Below are 20626 nucleotides of genomic sequence, written 5' to 3'. Positions count from 1 at the left end.
CTGTCCCCGGCGTGCCCCTCCCACCGTTCCCACCGACCGCCGGAGGCCCACCATGGCAATCCCCGAACCCGTCGTCATCGACCCCGCCGGACACGACATCCACGGCGAGGCCGCCCGGATCCGGGCGAACGGCCCGGTCGCCCGCATCGAACTGCCCGGCGGCGTGCTCGCCTGGTCGATCACCGACCACGAGCTCGCCCGACAGGCCATGACCGACCACCGGCTGTCCAAGGACCCGCGGCAGCACTGGACGGCCTTCGCCGAGGGCCGGATCGGCGAGGACTTCCCGCTGATCGGCTGGGTGCTGATGGACAACCTCACCACCCGGTACGGCGCCGACCACACCCGGCTGCGCAAGCTGACCGCCGGGGCCTTCACCCCGCGCCGGGTCGAGGCCATGCGGGCCGAGGTCGAGAAGGCCGTCGAGGAACTGCTGGACGAACTGGACCGCTGCGCGCCCGGCGAGGTGGTGGACCTCAAGGCCCGCTTCGCCCGCCCGATGCCCGCCCGGGTGATCTGCGACCTGTTCGGCGTGCCGGCCGAGGACCGCGCGCAGATGCTGCGCGGCGGCGAGGCGAACATCGACACCACCCTCACCCCGGAGGAGTCGGCGGCCAACGTCGAGCAGTGGCACCGGGAGATGACGGAGTTCGTCGAGTCCAAGCGCCGCGGCCCCGGGGACGACCTGACCAGCGACCTGGTCCAGGCCCAGGAGGAGGACGGCTCCCGGCTGAACGACTCCGAACTCGTCGGCACCCTGCACCTGCTGCTCGCCACCGGCACCGAGCCGGTGATGAACCTGCTCGCCAACGCGACCCGGGCCCTGCTCACCCACCCCGAGCAGCTGGCGCTGCTCCGCAGCGGTGCGGTGAGCTGGGCGGACGTGATCGAGGAGACCCTGCGGGTCGAGGCGCCGGTCGCCCACCTGCCGTTCCGCTTCGCGGTGGAGGACATCGAGCTCGGCGGCGTCGTCATCCCCAAGGGCGAACCGGTCCTGATCAACTTCGCGGCGGTGGGCCGCGACCGCGCCGTGCACGGCGACAGCGCGGCCGCCTTCGACGCCACCCGGCCGGACAAGGAGCACCTCTCCTTCGGCCACGGCGTCTACCGCTGCATCGGCATGCCGCTGGCCCGGATGGAGGCCGAGGTCGCCCTCGCCGCGCTGTTCGACCGCTTCCCCGACCTCGAACTCGCCGTCCCCGCCGGGGAACTGGAGCCGCAGGTCACCTTCATCATGAACGGCGTGCAGACCCTCCCGGTCCGCCTCACGCCGCGAACCCGCTGACACGAAAGGGAGGCCGGCCTGATGTGGGCTGCCGTCGTACCCGAGGCCAAGGCGCGCTGGGAACTGCGCGAGGTCCCCACCCCCAAGGCAGGTCCGGGCCAGGTGCTGATCCGGGTCCACGCCTGCGGGCTCTGCCACAACGACCTCTGGGTCAGCCAGGGCGTCTTCCCCTTCCCGCCGCTCGACCCGGTGGTGGTCGGCCACGAGGCCGCCGGCGAGGTCGTCGAGGTCGGCCCGGGAGTGACCACCCGCCGGGTCGGCGACCGGGTCGGCACCACCTGGGTGCAGGCGACCTGCGGCCGGTGCGACTACTGCCGGCTCAACCTCCCGCTCACCGGGCAGTCCGGGATGAACTGCCCGGAGTCGGTGATGAGCGGCCTCACCGTCCAGGGCGGCCACGCGGAGTACGTCGCGGTGGCGGCCGGGAGCACGGTGCTGCTGCCGGACGCCCTCTCGTACGAGGCCGCCGCGCCGGTGCTGTGCGCGGGGTACACCGCGTGGAGCGCGCTGCGTGCCGCCAACCCCGAGCCGCACGAGCGGGTCGCGGTCCTCGGGATCGGCGGACTCGGCCACCTCGCCGTGCAGTTCGCCCACGCCGCCGGGTTCGAGACGGTGGCCGTCACCCGCTCGCCGGACAAGCACGGGCTGGCCCGCACGCTCGGGGCCGACCACGTGGTCGCCGACGGCGAGCAACTGCGGGCGGCGGGCGGCGCCGACGTCGTCCTGGTGACCGGCACCTCCTATCGGGCGGCCACCGACTCCCTCCAGGGGCTGCGGCCGAACGGCCGGATCGTGCTCGCCACGATCGACCCGGTCGACTCCTTCACGATCCCGCCCACCAGCCCGTTCTGGGCGCAGCGCCAGCAGGTGATCGGCGCCACCCACAACGGCCTGGACCAGCTCACCGAGGCGCTGGACCTGGTCGCGTCCGGCGCCGTCACGCCGATGATCGAGACCTTCCCCAAGGAGCGGGTCGCCGAGGCCGTCGAGCGGGCCGACCGGGGCGAGGCGCGCTTCCGCGCGGTCGTGACCTACGCCTGACGAACCGTCACGGCCCTGATGTGAACGCATGCGTACCGATGTGGGGAGGACACCCTGTACAGGCGAAGATTTCTGGGCCTCGCGGGCATCGCGGCGGCCACCGGTGTCGGGCTGCCGGTGAGCGCGCTGGCCGGCGGGAAGCCGCTGCCGCCCGGACCGGCCGCCGCCGGGGGACCGGCCAAGGGGCCGTTCGCCGTGCGGATGCCCGTCCCGCCGACCCTGCGGCCGGTGGCGCGGACCGACGACACCGACGTCTACCGGCTCGACGTCCTGGCCGCCGACCTGGAGCTGCTCCCGGGCGTCCGGACCAGCTGCCTGACCTACGGCGGGAGCTTCGTCGGCCCGACGATCCGCGCCCGGGAGGGCCGCCGGGTCCTGGTCACCTACCGCAACCGGCTGCCCGAGGCCGTCAACGTGCACCTGCACGGCGGCCACGTCCCGGCCGACAGCGACGGACACCCGATGCAGCTCATCGACCCGGGCGGCGAGCGCCGCTACGAGTACCCGAACCGCCAGCCCGGCGCCACGCTCTGGTACCACGACCACAGCCATCACAGCGAGGCCGAGCACGTCTACCGCGGCATGCACGGCTTCTACCTGATCGAGGGCGAGGACGAGCGCCGGTACGACCTGCCCGGCGGCGAGTACGACGTCCCGATCGCGATCCGCGACGCCGAGTTCGACGCCGAGGGCCGACTGGTGCACGGCGACCCGGCGAAGCGGAACGTGATCCTGGTCAACGGCCGCTCCAAGCCGTACTTCCCGGTGGCCGCCCGCAAGTACCGGCTGCGCCTGCTGAACAGCTCGACGCTGCGGTTCCTGAAGCTGAACTTCGGCTCCCTGCCGGTCCTCCAGATCGGTTCGGACGGCGGTCTGCTGCCCGCGCCCGTCGACCGGACCGGCACGGACTTCCCGCTCGCCGCCGGTGAGCGGGTGGAACTGGTCGTGGACTTCTCCGGGCTGTCCGTCGGCAGCCGGGCCGCGCTCACCAACCAGGGCCAGTTCACCGGCGACGACCGGACCGAGCCGGTGCTGCAGTTCAGGGTGGACCGCAGGGGGCACGACCGCAGCCGGGTGCCCGCCGTCCTGCGCCCGCTGCCCGAGCTGCCGCCGGCCACGGTCCACCGCGAGCTGACGCTCTCCTTCGACCTGGACGGCACGCCGGTCGGCCTGGTCAACGGGCTCGCCTTCGACCCGGACCGGGTCGACCAGCGGATCCGGCGCGGTGCCACCGAGATCTGGACGGTCACCAACGGCGACAGCGCCACCAAGTACGGCCCGATCCAGCACTCGTTCCACCTGCACCTCGCCCAGTTCCGGGTGCTGGACCGGGACGGCCGCCCGCCGCTGCCCGGTGACGCCGGCCTGAAGGACACCGTGCCGCTTCCGCCCGGCACCTCCGTCCGGGTCCAGGCGACCTTCACCGACTACCTCGGCCGCTACATGTACCACTGCCACATGCTGGAGCACTCCTCGGCGGGGATGATGGGCCAGCTGGAGATCGTCGACTGATCCGCTGATCCGCTGATCCGCTGATCCGCGAACGCCGGCGGCGGGCCGGGCCGGACCCCCGGCCCGGCCCGCCGCCGGCGTTCGCGCACCGGCCCGGGGCCCGGCTCCGACCCCCGTCCGCGGGGTCGGAGCCGGGCCCCGGGCCGTCACATCTCCAGGCCCTGCTCGAACATCACCTGACGGACCTCGACCCCCGTGTGCCGGGCGTCCGGGATCAGCGCGGCCAGCTCGATCGCGCGCTCCCTGGTCTCGACGTCGACCAGGTAGAAGCCGCAGACGAACTCCTTGGTGTCCAGGTACGGCCCGTCGCTGTGCACCGGGCCGTCGTCGCGGACCCGGACGGTCGTACTCTGCTCCGGCACCGCCAGCGCCTGCGTGGTGACCAGTTCGCCGGACTCCTTGATGAGCTTCATGAAGTCGCCGTGGCCGGCGTACACCGCCTGCTGCTCGTCCACGGACAGGCCGTCCCACAGCACCGGGTCCATGTGCATCACGAGCAGGTACTTCATGATTCTCACTCCTTGGGCCGTGGCCCCCGGGCGTCTCCGGAGGGTCCTCACTGGAGACGTCGGAGCCGACGGGCCGTTCTCGACGTTTTCCGGCCCGCCGGTCTGTTGTGCCCGCGGGGGCTCCGGTCGTCGGGGTTGCGGCAACGGGACGGGCGCGGGCGCGGTGCAGGGGGTGGTCGGGGGCACGAAAACGCGCGGCCGGCCGTGAGGGTTCACGGCCGGCCGCGCGGGGACCGGTGTCAGCGCACCAGCTGGGCGGCCCGGGGGCCGGTCCGCTCCAGCCACCAGTGGGCGACCAGCAGGTTGACCACCCAGCCCGCCCAGTTGGCGACCTCCAGCAGCGTCGGGAGGTCGAGCTTGAAGCCCGGGATGTACCCCATCAGCTCGACCACCACCCGGCCCCAGCTGGTGCCGAGGGCCATCGCGAAGCTGTAGACCATCCAGCGCCGGTGGTCGACGTACCGGCGCTGCAGGGCGGCCCGCAGCCCGAGCACGGTGGTGAGCAGCCAGAGCCCGCCCATCATGGCCAGGCCGATCTGGCCGCTCGGGGCGGTGGAGTAGGGCAGCAGCACCAGCGCCAGCAGCCCGCCGGGCAGGGCCCCGGCGAAGACGTACACCCGGCCGCTCACCCGGTGCACCGCCGGGTAGTGGCGGCGGATCCACGGCAGGACCTGGAGGAACACCGTCACCATCGAGATGTTGCCGAAGACGACGTGCCCCACCAGGACGGCGTAGTGCGCCGGGAAGCCCGCGTCCAGCGGGATCCGCGCCTGCCCCGGCCCGCCGGTCAGGTAGCGGGGGAAGGCGTACACCAGGTTGAAGACCACCAGGACGGCCAGGGCCGCCACCCATGGGCTCTGCCACCAGCTCGGTGCGGCCGCGGCCGCACCGCCGCCGGGTCTCGCGCGTTCCCGTCCGGCGGCCAGCGCCCCGGACGGCTCCGTGTTCTGTGTCACCGCTGATCCTCGACTTCCGTTGGGTCCGGGCGGTTCAGTGGTGGTACTCGCCGGCGTTGACGTCCAGGCAGTGGCCGGTGACGGCGCGGGAGAGCGGGGACATCAGGAACAGCACGGCGTCGGCGACCTCGTCCGGCTCGGGGAGCCGGCCGAGGTCGAGGGTGGCCGCGACCTCGTCGTAGATGTCCTGGACGGTGACGCCGCGCTGCGCCGCCCACTGGCCGAAGCCCTCGCGCAGCGCGTCCGCCCAGATGTACCCGGGGGCGACGGTGTTCACCCGGACGCCCTGCGGGCCGAGTTCGGTGGCCAGGCTCTGGGCCAGCGACAGCAGGGCGGCCTTGCTCATCTTGTAGGCGCCGAACAGCCGCTTGGAGTGCCGGATCACCGCGGAGTTGATCATCACGACCGAGCCCCGGTTCTCGGCCAGGGCGGGGGAGAACAGCCGGGTGAGCCGCAGTGCGGCGTAGACGTTGGTCTCGAACCCGGCCCGGACGTCCGACAGTTCGACCTCGCCGAGGTCGACCAGCGGCGGCACCGCGAAGGCGTTGTTCACCAGGGCGTCGATCCGGCCGAAGGTCTCCGTCGCGGCCTTGACCAGGGCGGCCGCCGACTCGTCGTCGGTGATGTCGGTCGGTACCGCCAGCGCCCGGCGCCCGGTCCGCTCGACCTCCGCGGCGATCTCCGCGATCCGGGAGCCGGTCCGGGCGGCGAGCACCACGTCCGCGCCCGCGTGCGCGGCGCGCAGGGCTATCGAGCGTCCCAGGCCGGGGCCGACCCCCGAGACCACGACGACCTTGTCCTCAAGCATCCTGATCCTCCAGCAAGTCCGGGTGTGCTTCGGTTGGTTCGATCGACAGTGCGTGGCGGAACACGTTCCGGGGGTCGTACGTCCGCTTGACCCGCTGCAGGCGCGGGTAGTTGGCGCCGTAGTAGAGCGTCGACCACGGCACCCCCGAGGTGTTCCACGCGGGGTCGGCCAGGTCGCTGTCGGGGTAGCCGATGTAGGCGCCGTCGGTGAAGGCGTCGGAGACGGGGACCCCGCCGGTCCCGGCGTGGACCTCGCGGTAGAACTCCCGGATCCAGGAGACGCAGGCCTCGTCCTGGTCCGCGGACTGCCAGACGCCGCCTCCGTAGAGGACCTTCAGGACGGAGTCCCGCTGGACGGCGGCGGTGGCGTCGGGGGCGACGGTGTTGACCTTCCCGCCGAAGCCGGCGACCACCAGGCACGACATCGGGTTGATGTGCTCCGGATCGGTCAGGTAGCGCCAGATCACCCCGAGTTGGCGGTCGGTGAAGCCCTTGCGCAGGTAGGCGGCCTTGTCCTTGTAGCGCCCCTTGGGGTCGTTCGGGAAGCTGTACGAGGGCAGCCAGGAGCTCAGCCACGGCACGACCTCGGTGAGGTGCACCGAGGGCTCCACGCCGACTCCCGCGCTGACCGAGTCGAAGTGCTCGGCCAGCACCTTCTCGGCGTCGGGCCCGTCGTGGTCGATCACCACGACCATCCCGAACGCCCCGGAGTCCCGGTGGGTGACGATCAGGTTGCTCCACAGGCCGGCCGCCGGCGCGTCGGCGTCGTCGTGGTCCTCGTACCAGGTGCAGTAGTTGCGCAGCAGGGTGGTGAGGGACCGCTCGGTCATCTCCGCCCAGGGCCACATCACCGTCCGCTTCCACACCCGGGCCGGAGCCTTGGGCAGCAGCAGGGCCGGGTCCGCGGCGTCGGCCCCGGGGGTGCGCAGCCAGTACCTGGTCACCACGCCGAAGTTGCCGCCGCCCCCGCCGGTGTGGGCCCACCAGAGGTCGTGGTGGGGGTCCTCGGGGTCGGCGGTCGCCACCACCGCGCGGGCCCTGCCCGACTCGTCGACGACCACCACCTCGACGGCGTACAGGTGGTCGACCACCAGGCCGTCGCGGCGCGAGAGGTGTCCGTAGCCGCCGGCCGCGAAGTGGCCGCCGACGCCGACCTCCAGGCAGGTGCCGGCCGGGACCGTCACGCCCCAGCGCTTGAAGAGGGTCCGGTAGACGTCGCCCAGCAGGGCGCCGGAGCCGACCTCGATCGCGCGCCGGGCGGGATCGTAGGAGACGCCGTTCAGTTGGGACACGTCCAGCAGCACCTGGACGTCGGGGGAGGCGGTGAAGTCCTCGAAGCAGTGACCGCCGCTGCGGACCGCGATCCGCCTGCCCGCCGCCACCGCCTCGTCGACGGCCGCCACCACCTCCTCGGTGCCGGTCACCACGTGCACCTGGTCGGGGCGTCCGACGAAGCGGTGGTTGTAGCCCTGGACGAGGTTCTCGTACCGAGGGTCCCCGGGCCTGACCACCGTCGGCCCGGTCGGATCAACGGTCCTGTCGCTCATGCTCGTTCGTCCTTCCACGTGCGCGGCCGGCCCAGGTCGCCCCGGGTGCCGGCCGTCGGGTCCCGGGGTCCTCCCGCACGGCCCGGGGGAACCCGCCCCGTCCCGATCCCTCGCCGTCGGGACGGGGCGCGTTCCCCGGGCCGGGACGGCCGGCTAGCCGGCGTTGGGGGCGAACAGCTCGGGGGCCACGTCCTCGGCCATCGCCCGGGCCGACTGCCAGCCGACCTCGTGGGCGGTGCCGACGCCGCCGCAGAACAGCACGAACCGGCGGAAGCCGGCGGACACCAGCGCGTCCAGCTTGGCCCGGACCGTCTCGGGCGAGCCGACCAGGGCGAAGGGGTTGCGGAGGTAGGACTCCGCGGGGGCCTCGAACACGCCCTGCACGCCGGTGTCGCCCTCCTTCGCGAGCTCCGACAGCGGGCTGTCGGCGGGCGAGGCTCCGGCCATCCGCGCCAGGACCCCGCCGGCCGTCTCGATGTGCGAGACGAAGCCGGCGCGGACGATCTCGGCGGCCTCGCGGTCGGTGTCGGCGACCACGGTGAAGCAACTCGCCGCGGTGTTCGCCATGGACAGCTCGTGTCCGTGCTCCTTGCCGACCTCGAAGTAGCGGTGCAGGCGGGTGACCATCTCGTCCACGCTGATCTTGGACATGCCGCCGGCCGACGGGTCGAGGTTCAGCCCGGTGAACACGTTCCAGCCGCGGCGGGCCGCCATGGCGAGGGAGCCGTCCGTCTCGGCGGCCACCCACAGCGGCACGCTCGGCTGCACCGGCCGGGGCCACACGGTGACCTTCGCGACCTCGGTGTCCTGGAGGAAGGCGGTGTACGTGGCGGTCAGGTCGTCCTTCGCCACCGGGTGGTCGATCCGGTTGACGGCGCCGTCGACGAGGTCGGCGCTGTGCTCGAAGGCGGCCCGGTCGCCGCGCCGGCCGAGGCCGATCTCCAGGCGGCCGTTGGAGAGCACGTCGATCATGTTGAACTGCTCGGCGAGGTGCAGCGGGTGGTGCAGCAGGGCCAGGTTCACGCCCGTGACCAGCCGGGCCCGGGTGGTCCGCGCGGCGAGCGCGGCCAGCAGGATGTTCGGGTGCGGGGAGATCGACGACGGGCCGAAGTGCTCCGGCACGCTCAGGCCGGCGTAGCCGAGGCGCTCGGCCTCGACGCAGTGGTCGAGGTAGCTCTCGTAGAGGCGGGCGCCGAGGACCGGATCCCACTCCTCCGGCGAGCGCGAGCCCGTGGGCGCGTAGGTGAGGTTGTCCCAGTAGACGAACTTGACGCTGTTCGGGTCCTCGGAGAGTGTGCTCATGCCGGTGGTTCCCCTCTGTTCGCAAGGCTCGCAGTGGATGTGAATCAATCTATCCAGGCAGGCGGAGGCCGCCATCTTCCAGATTGCCCGCGCGGTCCGGCCCCGGTTCAGCCGGTGCCGCGGGCCTCCAGCGACCGGGCCAGCGCGACGGCGTCCTCGCGCACCCGGCCGCCGAGGCGCGGGCGTTGACCGGTGTCGGAGTACTGCCTGGGCCGGCTGCCGCTGGTGCGGCGCAGCACGGTCATGCTGTTCTGCCGCAGCTTCCGGCTCTCCAGCAGGTTCAGCATCTCGAACTCGCCGGGGGCCGTCCGCTGGGTGTCGGCGATGTACTCCAGGATCGCCTCGCCCTCGGGGTAGGTCATCAGGTAGTGCATGACCACGATCCCGCCGTCCGGGTCGATCAACTCCCAGAAGTTCTCGAAGAAGTAGAGGCAGTCCCAGGCGTCCACCCAGGCGAAGTCGATCGGCCGGAACTCCTCGGGGAGGCGGCCGACGGCCCCGCGCATGTCGGAGTTGACGATGGTGACCCGCTCGGCGAGGCCGAGTTCGCCCAGCACCTCCGTCACCAGCGGGGCCGAGGAGCCGGAGTCCGAGAGGTCGTCGATCGCCACGAACCGCGGCCGGTACGGCTCGCGGTAACCGGCCGGCAGCAGCAGCGCGGGCTCGCTGTCGATCCACGCCTCGTCCAGCTCCCGGCCGTCCGCGAGGTACGGCCCGGTCTTGCGGACCAGCGCGGCCGCCTCGGCCTCGGCCAGCTCCTCGGCCTCGGCCAGGGCCTTCGCCAGGAACGGCGTGGTGTACCCCATGCCGACCTCCAGCACCCGGCGGGGCCGGGCCAGGTGGATCAGGTGGGAGAGCAGCGGCGCCACCACCTCGGTCCCCATGCCGGGCACCCGCAGCCGCTCCACCGCGGTGCGGAAGCGGTCGTCGAAGATCCCGTCACGCGTCATCGCCGGTGCCCCTGCCCTGCTGGTGCTCGATGGCCTGGTAGAGCGCCTTGATGTTGCCGCTGCCGAAGGAGCGGGCCCCCATCCGCTCGATGACCTCCAGGAAGAGGGTGTTGCGGGGGTGCACGGACTTGGCGAAGATCTGGAACAGCTGGCCGTCGTGGTCCTGGTCGATCAGCAGGTTCAGCCGCTCCAGCTCCGCCACCGAGTGCCGCAGCGGGGTGAGGCGGTCCGGCAGCAGCCGGTAGTACGCCTGCGGGGTGCCCAGGAACTCCACGCCCCGGCGGGCGATCGCGTCGACCGAGCGCACGATGTCGTCCGTGGTGAAGGCGATGTGCTGCACCCCCGGGCCGCCGTGGTCCTTCAGGAACTCGTCCAGGTGGCCGCTGACCTGGGCCTGGTCCGGTTCGATCAGCGTGAAGGTGACGGTGCCGTTCTGCACCACCTTGGTGATCATCACCTGCCCGTTGACCTCGATCCGCTCCGTGAAGATCAGCTCGAAGTCGAGGACCTCGCGGTAGAAGGCGACCGTCGCGTCGATCTGCCCGGGCTCGACGCAGATCGCGAAGTGGTCGACCTCCCGCAGGCCGAGGTCCGGCGCGGCCGGGTCGGTGTCGACCGGCGTCAGCCCGGGCAGCGTCCGCTCGTCCGCCCGGTCCGACCGCTCGACGAAGGTGTGGGCGATGTCGCCGACGCCCATGATGGTCGCGGTGACCAGCTCGCCGTCGGCGACCGGCCCGGCGACGGGCCGGGCACCGCGCCGCACGGCCGCCGCGAAGGCGGCCCGGGCGTCCGGGACGCGCAGCGCGATGTCGGCCACCCCGTCCCCGTGCTTCTCCACGTACGCCGCCCCCGGGTGGTCGCCCGGCAGCGGCTGGCTGAGCAGCACCCGGATGCCGTTGCGGCCGACCGCCACCGAGCGGAGGTCCGACGCCTGCGGGGCGGAGCCCGCGTACACTTCCAGGCCGTACCCGCGGACCAGCCACTCGGTGGTGACCGCCAGGTCGGCGACGTAGCAGGTGATGTGGTCGACGAGCATGCCGCAGAAGGTCTCCTGACCCGCGTCGAGGCTCATGTCAGACTCCTCGTCAGTCGTCGGGCTGCCCGGCGGGGCGCCCGGTGAGGCTCTTCGGCCTCAGGTCGGTCCAGTGCTCGTTCACGTACGCGAGGGCGGCGGCCCGTCCGGACGGCCCGTGCACGGGCGTCCAGCCCGCCGGCACCGCCACGGCGGCCGGCCAGAGCGAGTGCCGGCCCTCCGCGTCGACCAGGACCGTGAACTCGCCGTCGTCGGCGTCGAAGGGGCTGGTCATCCCCGTTCCCCCTCCGCCCGGTCCAGCAGGGCTTCCAGGGCGGCCACCGAGGGCACGTCGAAGAAGTCGGTGACGGTGAGGCGGACGTCCAGCGCCGCGCGGATCCGGCTGACCAGCCGCATCGCGTCCAGGGACTGGCCGCCGACCTCGAAGAAGCTGTCGTCGACGCCGATCTCGGGCACCCCGAGCACCTCGGCGAACAGCGCGCACAGCTGCCGCTGCCGCTCGGTCGCCGGCGCCCGGCGGGCGGCATCGGCCACCGGCTCGGGCAGCGCCCGCCGGTCCAGCTTGCCGTTGGGCGTCAGCGGGAGGGCGGGCACGCTCACGAAGGCCGTCGGCACCATGTAGGCCGGCAGCTGCTCCACCGCGTGCGCCCGCAGCGCGCCCGCCTCGACGTCGGACTCCGGGACGTAGTAGGCGACCAGGCGCTTGTCCCCGGACTCCGACTCCCGTGCCACCACGGCGACGTGGGCCAGGCCGGGGTAGCGCGCCAGCACCGCCTCCACCTCGGCGGGCTCCACCCGGAAGCCCATCACCTTGAGCTGGTCGTTGGCCCGGCCGAGGTACTCCAGCAGGCCGTCCCGGTCGACCCGGACGAGATCCCCGGTGCGGTACATCCGTTCGCCCGGCGCGTCGAAGGGGTTGGCGACGAAGCGCTCGGCCGTCAGGTCGGGCCGGTTGTAGTAGCCGCGGGCCAGGCCGCGTCCGGCGATGTGGAGCTCTCCCACCCCGCCGACCGGCACCGGCCGAAGCTCGGCGTCCAGGACGTGCAGCCGCACGTCGTCCATCGGCCGGCCGACGCCCACCGGGCCGTCCGCCCGGAAGGGGGCGGTCATCGGCGAGCTGGTGCTGAACAGCGTCGCCTCGGTCGCGCCGTACATCGCGCGCACCACCAGGCCGGGGTTGTGCTCCAGCACCCGCCGGACGGCCGAGGGGGCGATGACGTCGCCGCCGGTGAGCACCTCGCGCACCCCGGCCAGGCAGCCCGGGTCCTCCTCGGCCAGCACCCGGAACAGCCCCGCGGTCAGGTGGATGCCGGTGATCCGCTCCTCGGCGATCAGCCCGCGCAGGGCGTGCACGTCGAGGTCGCCGGGCGGCGCCACCACGATCCGCCCGCCGTGCAGCAGCGGCACCCAGAGCTCGTACGTGGAGACGTTGAAGGCGTACGGCGCCACCATCAGCACCCGCTCGTGCCGGCCGTCCGCCCAGATCGAGTCCAGGGCCAGGCCGAGCGCGTCCCGGTGGGCGATCGCGACGCCCTTGGGCTCCCCGGTGGAGCCCGAGGTGTGGATCACGTAGGCGAGCCCGTCCGGGCCGACGGGGACGGCCGGGTCCGTCGCCGGGTGGTCGGCGAGGCCCTTCTCGCCGTCGACGACGACCACCTCGGGGACCTCCGGCAGACCCTGCCGGCGCATCGCCTCGTCGGTCAGCAGCACCGGCGCCGCGCAGTGCTCCACGATCCACTGCTTGCGCGGCAGCGGGTAGGCGCTGTGCAGCGGGAGGTAGCAGCCGCCGGCCTTGAGCACGGCCAGGATCGCCACCACCAGGTCCGCCGACCGTTCCATCAGCACCGCGACCGGCGACTCGGCCACCACGCCGAGCTCGCCCAGCCGGTGCGCCAACCGGTTCGCCCGTTCGTCCAACTCCCGGTACGTGAGCCGGACTTCGCCGGACGACACGGCGATCGCGTCCGGTGTCCTGAGCGCCTGTTCCGTGAAATGCCCCTGAAGGGAAGGGGAAGCCACCATGCCCTCCGATCCTGATCGATTGGTTGTCGGTGCCCGGATCAGCTGTCGAGCAGCCCGTGGACGGAGTCGCTCAGGTCGGCGAAGGAGGACAGATCGGGTACGGTCCACCCGTTCAGGTCGTACTCCGCCAGGCACTCGTCGACCAGGCCCTTGTAGGAGTCCAGCTGGCCGTTGGCGAGCTGGGCGAAGAGCAGCTCGATCCGGGTGTTCTCGTGGCTGCCGGCGTAGTTGCGCTCGTACAGCTCGTGGCGGCCGCCGAACTCGCTGCCGACGGCGTCCCAGAGCAGTTTCATCACCTTGACCCGCTCGACCGCGTCCACGCCGCCGGAGCCGCGCAGGAACCGGTCCAGGTAGGGCCGGATCCCCGGGTTGTCGAAGTCCTTGGCGCTGGAGTTCACGTAGATCAGCCCGCTGGCCACGTCCTGGAGCACGATCTCCCTGATCCGCGGGTAGCCGGTCTGCATGAACCACCGGTAGGCCAGCCCGTACTGGGAGTTGGGCAGCACCGCGCCGTTGCGCCAGGCGACCGGGTTGCGGGCGGCCGCGTCCGACAGCCCCCAGAACAGGTTGCGCCAGGCCAGCACCTCGCCGAGCCGGCTCTGCACCCCGCGGAAGTCTCCGGTACCGGTGATGTCCAGCGCCTTGGCCAGCAGCCCGGCGATGAACTCCAGCTTCACCGCGAGCCGGGTGCAGCCGTGGAAGGTGAACCGCTCGATGAAGCCCGACTGGCCGGTGAACATCCGGATCTTCTCCGGCTGCCCGTAGACGAAGACGTTCTCCCACGGGATGAGCACCTTGTCGAGCACCAGGATGGTGTCGTTCTCGTCCAGCCGGGACGACAGCGGGTGGTCGAACGGGCTGCCCATCGCCGCCGCCGTCGCGGTGTACGACGGGCGGCAGATCAGCTTCATCCCGGGAGCGTCCATCGGCACGGTGGCCACCAGGGCGAAGGTGCGGTCCTTGATCGGCAGGCCGTAGTGCGCGATGAAGTTGTAGTGCGTCAGCGCGGAGCCGGTGGCGACCACCTTCGCGCCGGACACGACCAGCCCGGCGTCGGTCTCCCGCTCGGCGTGGATGAAGACGTCCTTCACCTGGTCCGGCGGCAGGCTCCGGTCGACCGGCGGGTGCACGATCGCGTGGTTCCAGTACAGCACCTTCTCCTGCGACTCCGCGTACCAGCGCCGGGCGTTGTCCGCGAACGGCTCGTAGAAGTCCGCGTTCGCGCCCAGGGTGCCGAGGAAGGACGCCTTGTAGTCGGGGCTGCGGCCCATCCAGCCGTAGCTCATCCGCGCCCAGGCGGCGATCGCCTGCTGGTCGCCGACCAGGTCCTCCGCGCTGCGCGGGGTGGTGAAGAAGCGGTGGGTGTAGCCCTCGCCGCCGCTGTCGACCGGCGCGGTCAGTACGGGCCGATGCCGGGGATCGTGCAGGGCGTCGTAGAGCCGTGCCGTCATCCGGACCGGATTGTGGAACGCCGGGTGGGTCGTGACGTCCTTGACCCGGTCGCCGTAGAGATAGATCTCCCGGTCGTCGCGAAGGCTCTCGATGTACTCCGCCCCGGTCAGCGGGCGGGTCCCGCGCGCATCGCCGGCGGTGGTCTCCCGGGCTTCGGCCATCAGACGCCTCTCCTTGCTGCCAGTTCACCGGACGGATCGAGCGTGCCAGCCCGGATGCGGAGGCCGCTTCTCCCGGCGTGCGCGCTTGCCCTCACCCGGGCGGTCAGGCCCGCCGGACTCAGCACTTGCGGAGATGCCCCGGTCCGGCCGCCCCCGGAGCATGAGCATCTGAATCGCCCGGCCTGTGCAGGAAGGACTCCGGAATGAGCCAGCGAACCGACATCGACATCGTGGTCCCGCTCTATCCGTTCATGCCGTACTTTCTCGACCGGACACGGGAGTTGGCGGAGAAGTTCACGGCCAACCACCCCGAGTACCGGATCCGGGTCACCGGCGCGGACTGGCTGTCGGTGCCCCAGGCGGTGCACGACGCCGTCGGCAAGGGGGAGGCGCCGACCATCGCGCAGTACTTCTACACCTCGACCCGGGACGCCCTCGACGCCCGACGGCCCGACGGGTCACCGCTGTTCACCTCCGTCGAGCGGGCGATCGCGGGCCGCACCGAGATCCTCGGCGAGCCGGTCGTGCTCGGCGACGTCGCGCCCGCCGCCCGGCACTACTACACCTACGACGGCGCGGTGGCGGCCATGCCGCCGCTCACCTCGACCACGCTGCTCTACGCCAACACCACCCTGCTGGAGCGGGCCGGGATCACCGAGGTCCCGCAGACCTGGGCCGGGATCGAGGCGGCCTGCCGGGCCGTCGCCGCGCTCCCGGTCGGGCCGGCCCACGCGATCACCTGGCCCAACCACGGCTGGTGGTTCCAGCAGTCGGTGGCCCAGCAGGGCGCCCTGCTCGCCGACCAGGACAACGGCCGGTCCGGCCGCGCCGAGCGGCTGTACCTCGACTCGGACGCGATGCTGGCCTACGTCGAGTGGTGGCGGGGGCTGCACCGGGCGGGCCTGTACCGCTACCACCCGAGCCGGGTGAACACCGAGGTCGACTGGGACGGCAACTTCCGCGCCTTCGCCGACCAGGAGGTCGCCTTCACCCTCACCACCTCGGTCGAGGCGGCCCGGATGGCCCAGGCCGGCCGGGACGGCGGGTTCGAGGTGCGGGCCTGCCGGATGCCGTACAACGACCGGGTGCCGTACGCGGGCAACGTGATCGGCGGGGACGCGCTCTGGCTGGCCGCCGGCCTGGACCAGCGGACCCAGGACGGCGCCCTGGCCTTCATGCAGTACCTGAACACCCCGCGGACCGCCGCCGAGCGGCACCGGGAGACCGGGTTCATCCCGGTCACCGGCGGGGCGATCGACCTGCTGGAGCAGGAGGGCTGGTTCCGGCGCAACCCGCACTTCCGCACGGCGCTGGACCAGCTCGCCGCCAACTCCGGCTCGCCGGCCGCCCGGGGCGCGCTGCTCGGGGAGTTCGCCGGGATCCAGGACGTCCTGACCACCGCCATGCACGACGTCCTGGTCACCGACGTGGACCCGCGGGTCCGCTTCGCCCGGGCCAACGCGGAGGCCCAGCGGCTGCTGGACCACTACAACGACGCCTGCCGGGGCCTGCGCCCGCGCGGCCCGATCAGGGTCGGCTGAGAACGGACCGGGTCCGACGGCCCCGCCCGGCGGCGGCCGTCGGACCCGGTCCCCGGGCTCAGGAGCGCTCGGGGCGGAGGTCCAGGGGCGCGTCCGGCGCGCCGACCAGCTCCCGCAGCACCTCGCGGAAGCGGTCCACCTGCTCCGCCACCGAGCTCTCGTCGTACAGGTTGCTGTTGTACTGGATGCCGGCCACCACGTCGCCGGCCGGGTCGAGGTTGAGCGTCCACAGCGCGCCGTTGGGCACGTCGGAGCCGACCGGCTGCGAGGTGAGCCGGCGGCGCACCTCGGTGTACTCCAGGTCCCCGATCAGCTCGCCGTCCAGCAGGAACGGGAACGGGAACACCTGGAAGACGCAGGCCGCCCGCCCGTCCTCCAGCGTCGGCAGCATCAACTCCGGTGCCTGCGCGAGGATCTGCCCGAACGGGATGTCGTGGGCGTACGCCTCCAGGCTGGTGGTGCGGATCCGGGAGACCACCTCGGCGAAGTCGCGGGACCCGGCCAGCTCGGTGCACAGCGGGAGGAAGTTGAAGAACGGCCCGACGGTGTGGTGGAAGCGGTCCTCGCCGCGGCCCGGCGAGAAGGTCGGCACCACCACCCGGGTGGTCCCGGTGGACCGCGCGACCATCACCGCGAACGCGCCCAGCAGCACCATGAACGGCGTGCTGCGCAGCGCGCGGCCGATCTCCACCGCCCGGGCGGTCAACTCGGCGTCGACGGTGAAGCGGTGGACGGCGGTGGCCTCCGGCAGGCCGGAGGACTTCGGCCGGTCGGTGGGCACCGAGAGGATCCGGGCGCCGGCCAGCCGCTCCCGCCAGAACGCGCGCGACTCCTCCAGCGCCGGGTCCGCCGCGTACTCCCGCTGCCAGGCGGAGAACTCGCGGTACGGCAGGGCGTCGGGCAGGTCGGGCTGCCGGTGCCCGCGGCGCTCGGCGTAGCGGACGGCGAGGTCGCGGATGATCAGCCGGACCGACCAGCCGTCCGCCGCGGTGTGGTGCACGACCAGCGCCAGGACCGCGTCGTCCTCGTCGAAGCGGAGCAGGGTGGCCTTCAGCAGCGGGAGTTCGCGCGCGCTGATGGTGCCCGACTCGACCTCGGTGATCAGGTCCTCGACCGCCTGCTCGCGCGCCGCCGGATCCGCTCCGGGCAGCTCCCGCAGCTCCAGCCGGACCGGGGTGGGCGGGTGGACCTCCTGGTAGCGCTCGCCCTCGCCCCGGACGATCGCGGTCCGCAGCGCCTCGTGCCGCACCACCACGTCGTCCAGGGCCAGTTGCAGCGTCGCGGCGTCGACCTTCCCGCGCAGCCGCCAGCCGTGCACGATGTGGAACCGCGGCCCGAACGGCCCCTCGTCGTCGCCGCGGTCGAAGCCGCAGAGGAATTCCTGGTTGAACGAGAGCGGCGTCCTGCCCACCGGTGCGTCCGACTGCGGCTTTCCATCGAGGCTCATGGGAATTCCTCTCACTGGTTCCGGGGCGAATTCGCCCCGGAACCGTAGCAACCGCCCCGCCGCCGCGGTTCTTCGATCGTGCTGGCAATCAGGGAGATGCGGCCCGGCCGGTCCGCGCGCGACGCTGGCCGGGAAAGTCCCGCGGGAAAGCCCGCTCGAACCGCAGAGGAGCCGCGCGCACATGACGGTCGCCACGAATGCCGCAGGGTCCGGCTCGCCGCAGCCGCCCGAGCCCGGTCTGACACCCGAGGAGATCATCGCCAGGGCCGAGGCCATCGCGCCGCTCCTGGTGCCCCGGCAGGCCGAGACCGAACAGCGTACCTACTACGCCCAGGACACCCACGAGGCGTTCGCCCGGGCCGGCTTCTACCGGATCCTCGTCCCGAAACGGTACGGCGGCTACGAGTTCGGCATCGACACGTTCCTGCGGGTGGCGACGACGCTGGCCCGCGGCTGCCCGTCGACCGGCTGGATGTACTGCCTCGGCGCCACCCACGCCCTGCCCGCGGCCTCGCTGTTCGGCGAGCGCGCGCAGGCCGAGCTGTTCGCCGGCGGCGACTTCATCTGCCCGGCCACCATCGTCCCGAACGGCACGGCGGAGCGGGACGGGGACGGCGGCTGGCGGATCGACGGCACCTGGAACTACTGCTCCGGCTCGCCGTACGCGACCCACTTCATGGGACACGTGCCGATGCCCGGCGAGGACGGCGAACCGCCGGCGCCGATGCTCTTCGTCGCCCCGCGCGAGCAGTTCCGCCGGCTCGACGACTGGGGCGGCCAGCTGGGCCTCAAGGGCAGCGGCTCGCACAGCATCGTGATCGAGGACGGCCGGGTCCCGGACCACCTGGCCTTGCCGCGGACCCACATGAGCGAGGTCCTCGTCGACGGGGGCACGCCCGGCTACCGGCTGCACGGCAACCCGGAGTACGGCGGCGGCTCGCTCAGCTTCATGGTGCTGGAGGTCGCCTCGCTCGCCGTGGGCATGGCCCAGGGCGCGCTGGACGCCTACGGGGAGCTGATGGTCTCCCGCACGACGCTGTTCCCGCCCGTGGTCACCCGCGCCGAGGACCCGGACTACCAGTTCTGGTACGGCGAGGCGGCCGGCATGATCGCCACCGCCGAGGCGGCCGTGCGGCAGGCGGTCACCCAGTGGCAGGAGCTGTGCGCCCGGGGGCCGGGCGCCTTCACCCGGGAGCACGACCTGCGCCTGGCCACCATCTGCCGCGAGGTGATCCGGCTGTGCTGGCACGCCGTGGAGGGGCAGCTGTTCCCGACGGCGGGTTCCAGCTCGGTGCGGCACGGCGAGCGGATCGAGCGGGTCTGGCGCGACCTGTCCACCCTGCACAGCCACTCCGGGATCGGCGTCTTCCTGTCCGCGGTGACCACCCGGGAGCTCGCCCGCGCCCGGTTCGGTGTCAAGTAGCGCGTCGAGCAGCCCGTCACGCAGTCCGTCAGGCGGCCCGTCGAGCAGTCCGCCGAACCCGTCAGCCGAGCAGCCCGTCGACCCGAGGAGTTCCCGTCATGACCGAGACCGAGCAGGCCGTCGCGCTGCCCGGGGAGCCCGGCTACGCCGCCGCGACCGCCGTGTTCAACCTGGCCGCCCCGGTCCGGCCCGCGGCGGCGGTGACGGTCCGCACCGTCGAGCAGGTCCGGGCGGCGCTGCGCCACGCCCGGCACGAGGGGCGGTGGGTCCGGGTGCACACCACCGGGCACGCCGCCTCCTCGGCCCGCCCGATGGACGACAGCCTGCTGATCCGCACCGAGCCCGACGGCCCGGTGGTGGTCGACCCGGTGGCCCGCACCGCCCGGGTCCCGGCCGGCGCGCGCTGGGGCGAGGTGGTCGAGGCCGCCGCCGCGCACGGGCTGGCCGCGCCGCACGGCACCTCGCCCACGGTCGGGGTGGTCGGCTTCCTGCTGCGCGGCGGGATCAGCTTCTACGGCCGCCGGGCCGGGCTCGCCGTGAACAGCGTCCGGGCGGTCGAACTCGTCACCCCGGACGGCGAGTTCCGCCGGGTCTCGGCGAGTGAGGACCCGGAGCTGTTCTGGGCGCTGCGCGGGGGCGGCGGCGGACTCGGCGTCGTCACCGCGATCGAGGTCGGGCTCTTCCCGGCGGCCCGGGTGGTCACCGGCGCGGCCTTCTGGCCCGCGTCGCACGGCCCCGAGCTGCTGTCGCGCTGGCTGGACTGGACCGGGGACGCGCCCGAGGCCGTCACCACCGTGTTCCGGGTGATGAACCTGCCGGCCGTGCCCGGCATCCCGCCGGAGCTGACCGGCGGCCCGGTGGTGTGCCTGGCCGGCGTGGTGCTCAGCCCGACCGAGGACGGCCTGGCGACGGCCGAACGCCGGGCCGCGGACCTGCTCGGCCGGTTCCGGGCGGTCGCCGGGCCGGTGCTGGACACCTGGTGCACCACCACCCCGTCGGCCGTGGTCGGCACCCACATGGACCCGACCGACCCGGTGCCGGTGCTCGGGGACCACCAACTGCTCTCCGCACTGGGCGCGGACGGCGCCGAGACGTTCCTCAAGGTGCTCGGCGAGGGCTCGGGCTCGCCGCTGGTCAACGCCGAACTGCGGCAGCTGGGCGGGGCGCTCGCGGTGCCCGATCCGAACGGCGGGGCGCTGAGCCACCTCGACGCCGCCTTCGCGTTCACGGCGGGCGGCCTGGCGGTCGACCAGGCCTCGGCGGCGGCGGTCCGGGCGCACTGCGCCGAGGTCCGCTCCGCCCTGGCGCCCTGGGACACCGGCCGGACCGCGCCGACCCTGGTCGAGCGCCTGGAGCAACCGCAGCGGCACCTGTCCGCGGCCGCCGTCGAGCGGGTGGACCGGGTGCGCCGCCGGGTGGACCCGTCGGGGTGGATGCGCCACGACGTGCCGCCGGGGGCCTCCGCCCGCTACTGACCCGCGCCGGCGGGAACCGACCGCCGGCGACACCGCACGCACCCGCCGAAGCGCCCTCCGCGTACCTCCGGAGGGCGCTTCGGCGTGTCCGGCCGGCCGAACGGCGGGATTCCTCCGCCGGCCAATTCCCGGTAAAAGCCGGGGCGGGTCGGTGAGCAATGTG

General features: G+C 73.1%; 17 protein-coding genes. 6 read left to right on the top strand and 11 right to left on the bottom strand.

The genetic code is table 11. The features are described from left to right. The first annotated feature begins 52 nt into the window (after positions 1 to 52). The 3 genes from ACZ5GH_RS03570 to ACZ5GH_RS03560 all read left to right on the top strand — a co-directional run bounded on the left by ACZ5GH_RS03570 (position 53) and on the right by ACZ5GH_RS03560 (position 3838). Entirely contained in the window at positions 53 to 1285 is a 1233-nt protein-coding gene (locus ACZ5GH_RS03570) for a cytochrome P450 family protein (protein ID WP_464333402.1), read from the top strand. 21 nt (positions 1286 to 1306) lie between these two features. Next, positions 1307 to 2326, top strand: a complete 1020-nt coding sequence (locus tag ACZ5GH_RS03565; RefSeq protein ID WP_387747420.1) for an alcohol dehydrogenase catalytic domain-containing protein — start codon at positions 1307 to 1309, stop codon at positions 2324 to 2326. A 117-nt stretch (positions 2327 to 2443) separates the two neighbouring features. After that, entirely contained in the window at positions 2444 to 3838 is a 1395-nt protein-coding gene (locus tag ACZ5GH_RS03560) for a multicopper oxidase family protein (protein ID WP_464333401.1), read from the top strand. A gap of 146 nt (positions 3839 to 3984) precedes the next feature. Here the strand turns inward: ACZ5GH_RS03560 and ACZ5GH_RS03555 are convergent, their stop codons facing one another. The 10 genes from ACZ5GH_RS03555 to ACZ5GH_RS03510 all read right to left on the bottom strand — a co-directional run bounded on the left by ACZ5GH_RS03555 (position 3985) and on the right by ACZ5GH_RS03510 (position 14577). Next, entirely contained in the window at positions 3985 to 4347 is a 363-nt protein-coding gene (locus tag ACZ5GH_RS03555; RefSeq protein WP_401108743.1) for a YciI family protein, read from the bottom strand. A gap of 239 nt (positions 4348 to 4586) precedes the next feature. After that, entirely contained in the window at positions 4587 to 5303 is a 717-nt protein-coding gene (locus ACZ5GH_RS03550; RefSeq protein WP_387747426.1) for a DUF2306 domain-containing protein, read from the bottom strand. 34 nt (positions 5304 to 5337) lie between these two features. After that, positions 5338 to 6111: an SDR family oxidoreductase gene (locus ACZ5GH_RS03545; protein ID WP_387747428.1), complete on the bottom strand. Its 774-nt coding sequence runs from the start codon at positions 6109 to 6111 to the stop codon at positions 5338 to 5340. Further along, the gene (locus ACZ5GH_RS03540; protein WP_464333400.1) at positions 6104 to 7657 is read right to left on the bottom strand and encodes an FAD-binding oxidoreductase; all 1554 of its coding nucleotides are present in this window, start codon (positions 7655 to 7657) and stop codon (positions 6104 to 6106) included. Before ACZ5GH_RS03540 ends, ACZ5GH_RS03545 begins: the two co-directional genes overlap by 8 nt. A gap of 153 nt (positions 7658 to 7810) precedes the next feature. Next, entirely contained in the window at positions 7811 to 8959 is a 1149-nt protein-coding gene (locus ACZ5GH_RS03535; protein ID WP_387747432.1) for an LLM class flavin-dependent oxidoreductase, read from the bottom strand. Between the two features lie 107 nt (positions 8960 to 9066). Further along, the gene (locus ACZ5GH_RS03530) at positions 9067 to 9909 is read right to left on the bottom strand and encodes a class I SAM-dependent methyltransferase (RefSeq protein ID WP_464333399.1); all 843 of its coding nucleotides are present in this window, start codon (positions 9907 to 9909) and stop codon (positions 9067 to 9069) included. Continuing rightward, complete coding sequence (gene hppD / locus ACZ5GH_RS03525) at positions 9899 to 10981, bottom strand: 4-hydroxyphenylpyruvate dioxygenase (RefSeq protein ID WP_464333398.1); 1083 nt, start codon at positions 10979 to 10981, stop codon at positions 9899 to 9901. The genes ACZ5GH_RS03530 and hppD overlap by 11 nt, the downstream gene beginning before the upstream one ends. A gap of 13 nt (positions 10982 to 10994) precedes the next feature. After that, positions 10995 to 11216, bottom strand: a complete 222-nt coding sequence (locus tag ACZ5GH_RS03520) for an MbtH family protein (protein WP_387747438.1) — start codon at positions 11214 to 11216, stop codon at positions 10995 to 10997. Beyond that, the gene (locus ACZ5GH_RS03515; RefSeq protein WP_464333397.1) at positions 11213 to 12964 is read right to left on the bottom strand and encodes an amino acid adenylation domain-containing protein; all 1752 of its coding nucleotides are present in this window, start codon (positions 12962 to 12964) and stop codon (positions 11213 to 11215) included. Before ACZ5GH_RS03515 ends, ACZ5GH_RS03520 begins: the two co-directional genes overlap by 4 nt. 38 nt (positions 12965 to 13002) lie before the next feature. Beyond that, on the bottom strand, positions 13003 to 14577 hold the full coding sequence (locus tag ACZ5GH_RS03510; protein ID WP_387747442.1) for a 4-hydroxyphenylacetate 3-hydroxylase family protein: 1575 nt from the start codon (positions 14575 to 14577) through the stop codon (positions 13003 to 13005). A 203-nt stretch (positions 14578 to 14780) separates the two neighbouring features. Between ACZ5GH_RS03510 and ACZ5GH_RS03505 the strand changes: the two genes are divergently transcribed. Continuing rightward, positions 14781 to 16118, top strand: a complete 1338-nt coding sequence (locus ACZ5GH_RS03505) for an extracellular solute-binding protein (RefSeq protein ID WP_464333396.1) — start codon at positions 14781 to 14783, stop codon at positions 16116 to 16118. Positions 16119 to 16176: 58 nt separating this feature from the next. On the opposite strand, the gene ACZ5GH_RS03500 is transcribed toward ACZ5GH_RS03505, so the two are convergent. Then, complete coding sequence (locus ACZ5GH_RS03500) at positions 16177 to 17565, bottom strand: condensation domain-containing protein (protein ID WP_464333395.1); 1389 nt, start codon at positions 17563 to 17565, stop codon at positions 16177 to 16179. A 181-nt stretch (positions 17566 to 17746) separates the two neighbouring features. On the opposite strand from ACZ5GH_RS03500, the gene ACZ5GH_RS03495 reads away from it, so the two are divergent. Together ACZ5GH_RS03495 and ACZ5GH_RS03490 are read left to right on the top strand one after the other, a co-directional pair. Then, positions 17747 to 18988 carry an acyl-CoA dehydrogenase family protein gene (locus ACZ5GH_RS03495; protein ID WP_464333394.1) on the top strand — a complete coding sequence of 414 codons (1242 nt, stop codon included), beginning with the start codon at positions 17747 to 17749 and terminating at the stop codon, positions 18986 to 18988. A gap of 98 nt (positions 18989 to 19086) precedes the next feature. Then, positions 19087 to 20463, top strand: a complete 1377-nt coding sequence (locus tag ACZ5GH_RS03490) for an FAD-binding oxidoreductase (RefSeq protein WP_387747450.1) — start codon at positions 19087 to 19089, stop codon at positions 20461 to 20463. Positions 20464 to 20626: the final 163 nt, after the last annotated feature.

The organism is Kitasatospora sp. Xyl93 (assembly GCF_055383135.1).
This window is presented reverse-complemented; position numbering and strand designations above follow the sequence as displayed.

Excerpts from the sequence above, each read along its gene's own strand:
- ACZ5GH_RS03520 (WP_387747438.1), bottom strand. The coding sequence starts at position 11,216 with ATGACCAGCCCCTTCGACGCCGACGACGGCGAGTTCACGGTCCTGGTC.
- ACZ5GH_RS03505 (WP_464333396.1), top strand. The coding sequence starts at position 14,781 with ATGAGCCAGCGAACCGACATCGACATCGTGGTCCCGCTCTATCCGTTC.
- ACZ5GH_RS03570 (WP_464333402.1), top strand. The coding sequence starts at position 53 with ATGGCAATCCCCGAACCCGTCGTCATCGACCCCGCCGGACACGACATC.
- ACZ5GH_RS03515 (WP_464333397.1), bottom strand. The coding sequence starts at position 12,964 with ATGGTGGCTTCCCCTTCCCTTCAGGGGCATTTCACGGAACAGGCGCTC.
- ACZ5GH_RS03540 (WP_464333400.1), bottom strand. The coding sequence starts at position 7,657 with ATGAGCGACAGGACCGTTGATCCGACCGGGCCGACGGTGGTCAGGCCC.
- ACZ5GH_RS03565 (WP_387747420.1), top strand. The coding sequence starts at position 1,307 with ATGTGGGCTGCCGTCGTACCCGAGGCCAAGGCGCGCTGGGAACTGCGC.
- ACZ5GH_RS03535 (WP_387747432.1), bottom strand. The coding sequence starts at position 8,959 with ATGAGCACACTCTCCGAGGACCCGAACAGCGTCAAGTTCGTCTACTGG.
- hppD (WP_464333398.1), bottom strand. The coding sequence starts at position 10,981 with ATGAGCCTCGACGCGGGTCAGGAGACCTTCTGCGGCATGCTCGTCGAC.
- ACZ5GH_RS03500 (WP_464333395.1), bottom strand. The coding sequence starts at position 17,565 with ATGAGCCTCGATGGAAAGCCGCAGTCGGACGCACCGGTGGGCAGGACG.
- ACZ5GH_RS03495 (WP_464333394.1), top strand. The coding sequence starts at position 17,747 with ATGACGGTCGCCACGAATGCCGCAGGGTCCGGCTCGCCGCAGCCGCCC.
- ACZ5GH_RS03510 (WP_387747442.1), bottom strand. The coding sequence starts at position 14,577 with ATGGCCGAAGCCCGGGAGACCACCGCCGGCGATGCGCGCGGGACCCGC.
- ACZ5GH_RS03490 (WP_387747450.1), top strand. The coding sequence starts at position 19,087 with ATGACCGAGACCGAGCAGGCCGTCGCGCTGCCCGGGGAGCCCGGCTAC.
- ACZ5GH_RS03530 (WP_464333399.1), bottom strand. The coding sequence starts at position 9,909 with ATGACGCGTGACGGGATCTTCGACGACCGCTTCCGCACCGCGGTGGAG.
- ACZ5GH_RS03555 (WP_401108743.1), bottom strand. The coding sequence starts at position 4,347 with ATGAAGTACCTGCTCGTGATGCACATGGACCCGGTGCTGTGGGACGGC.
- ACZ5GH_RS03545 (WP_387747428.1), bottom strand. The coding sequence starts at position 6,111 with ATGCTTGAGGACAAGGTCGTCGTGGTCTCGGGGGTCGGCCCCGGCCTG.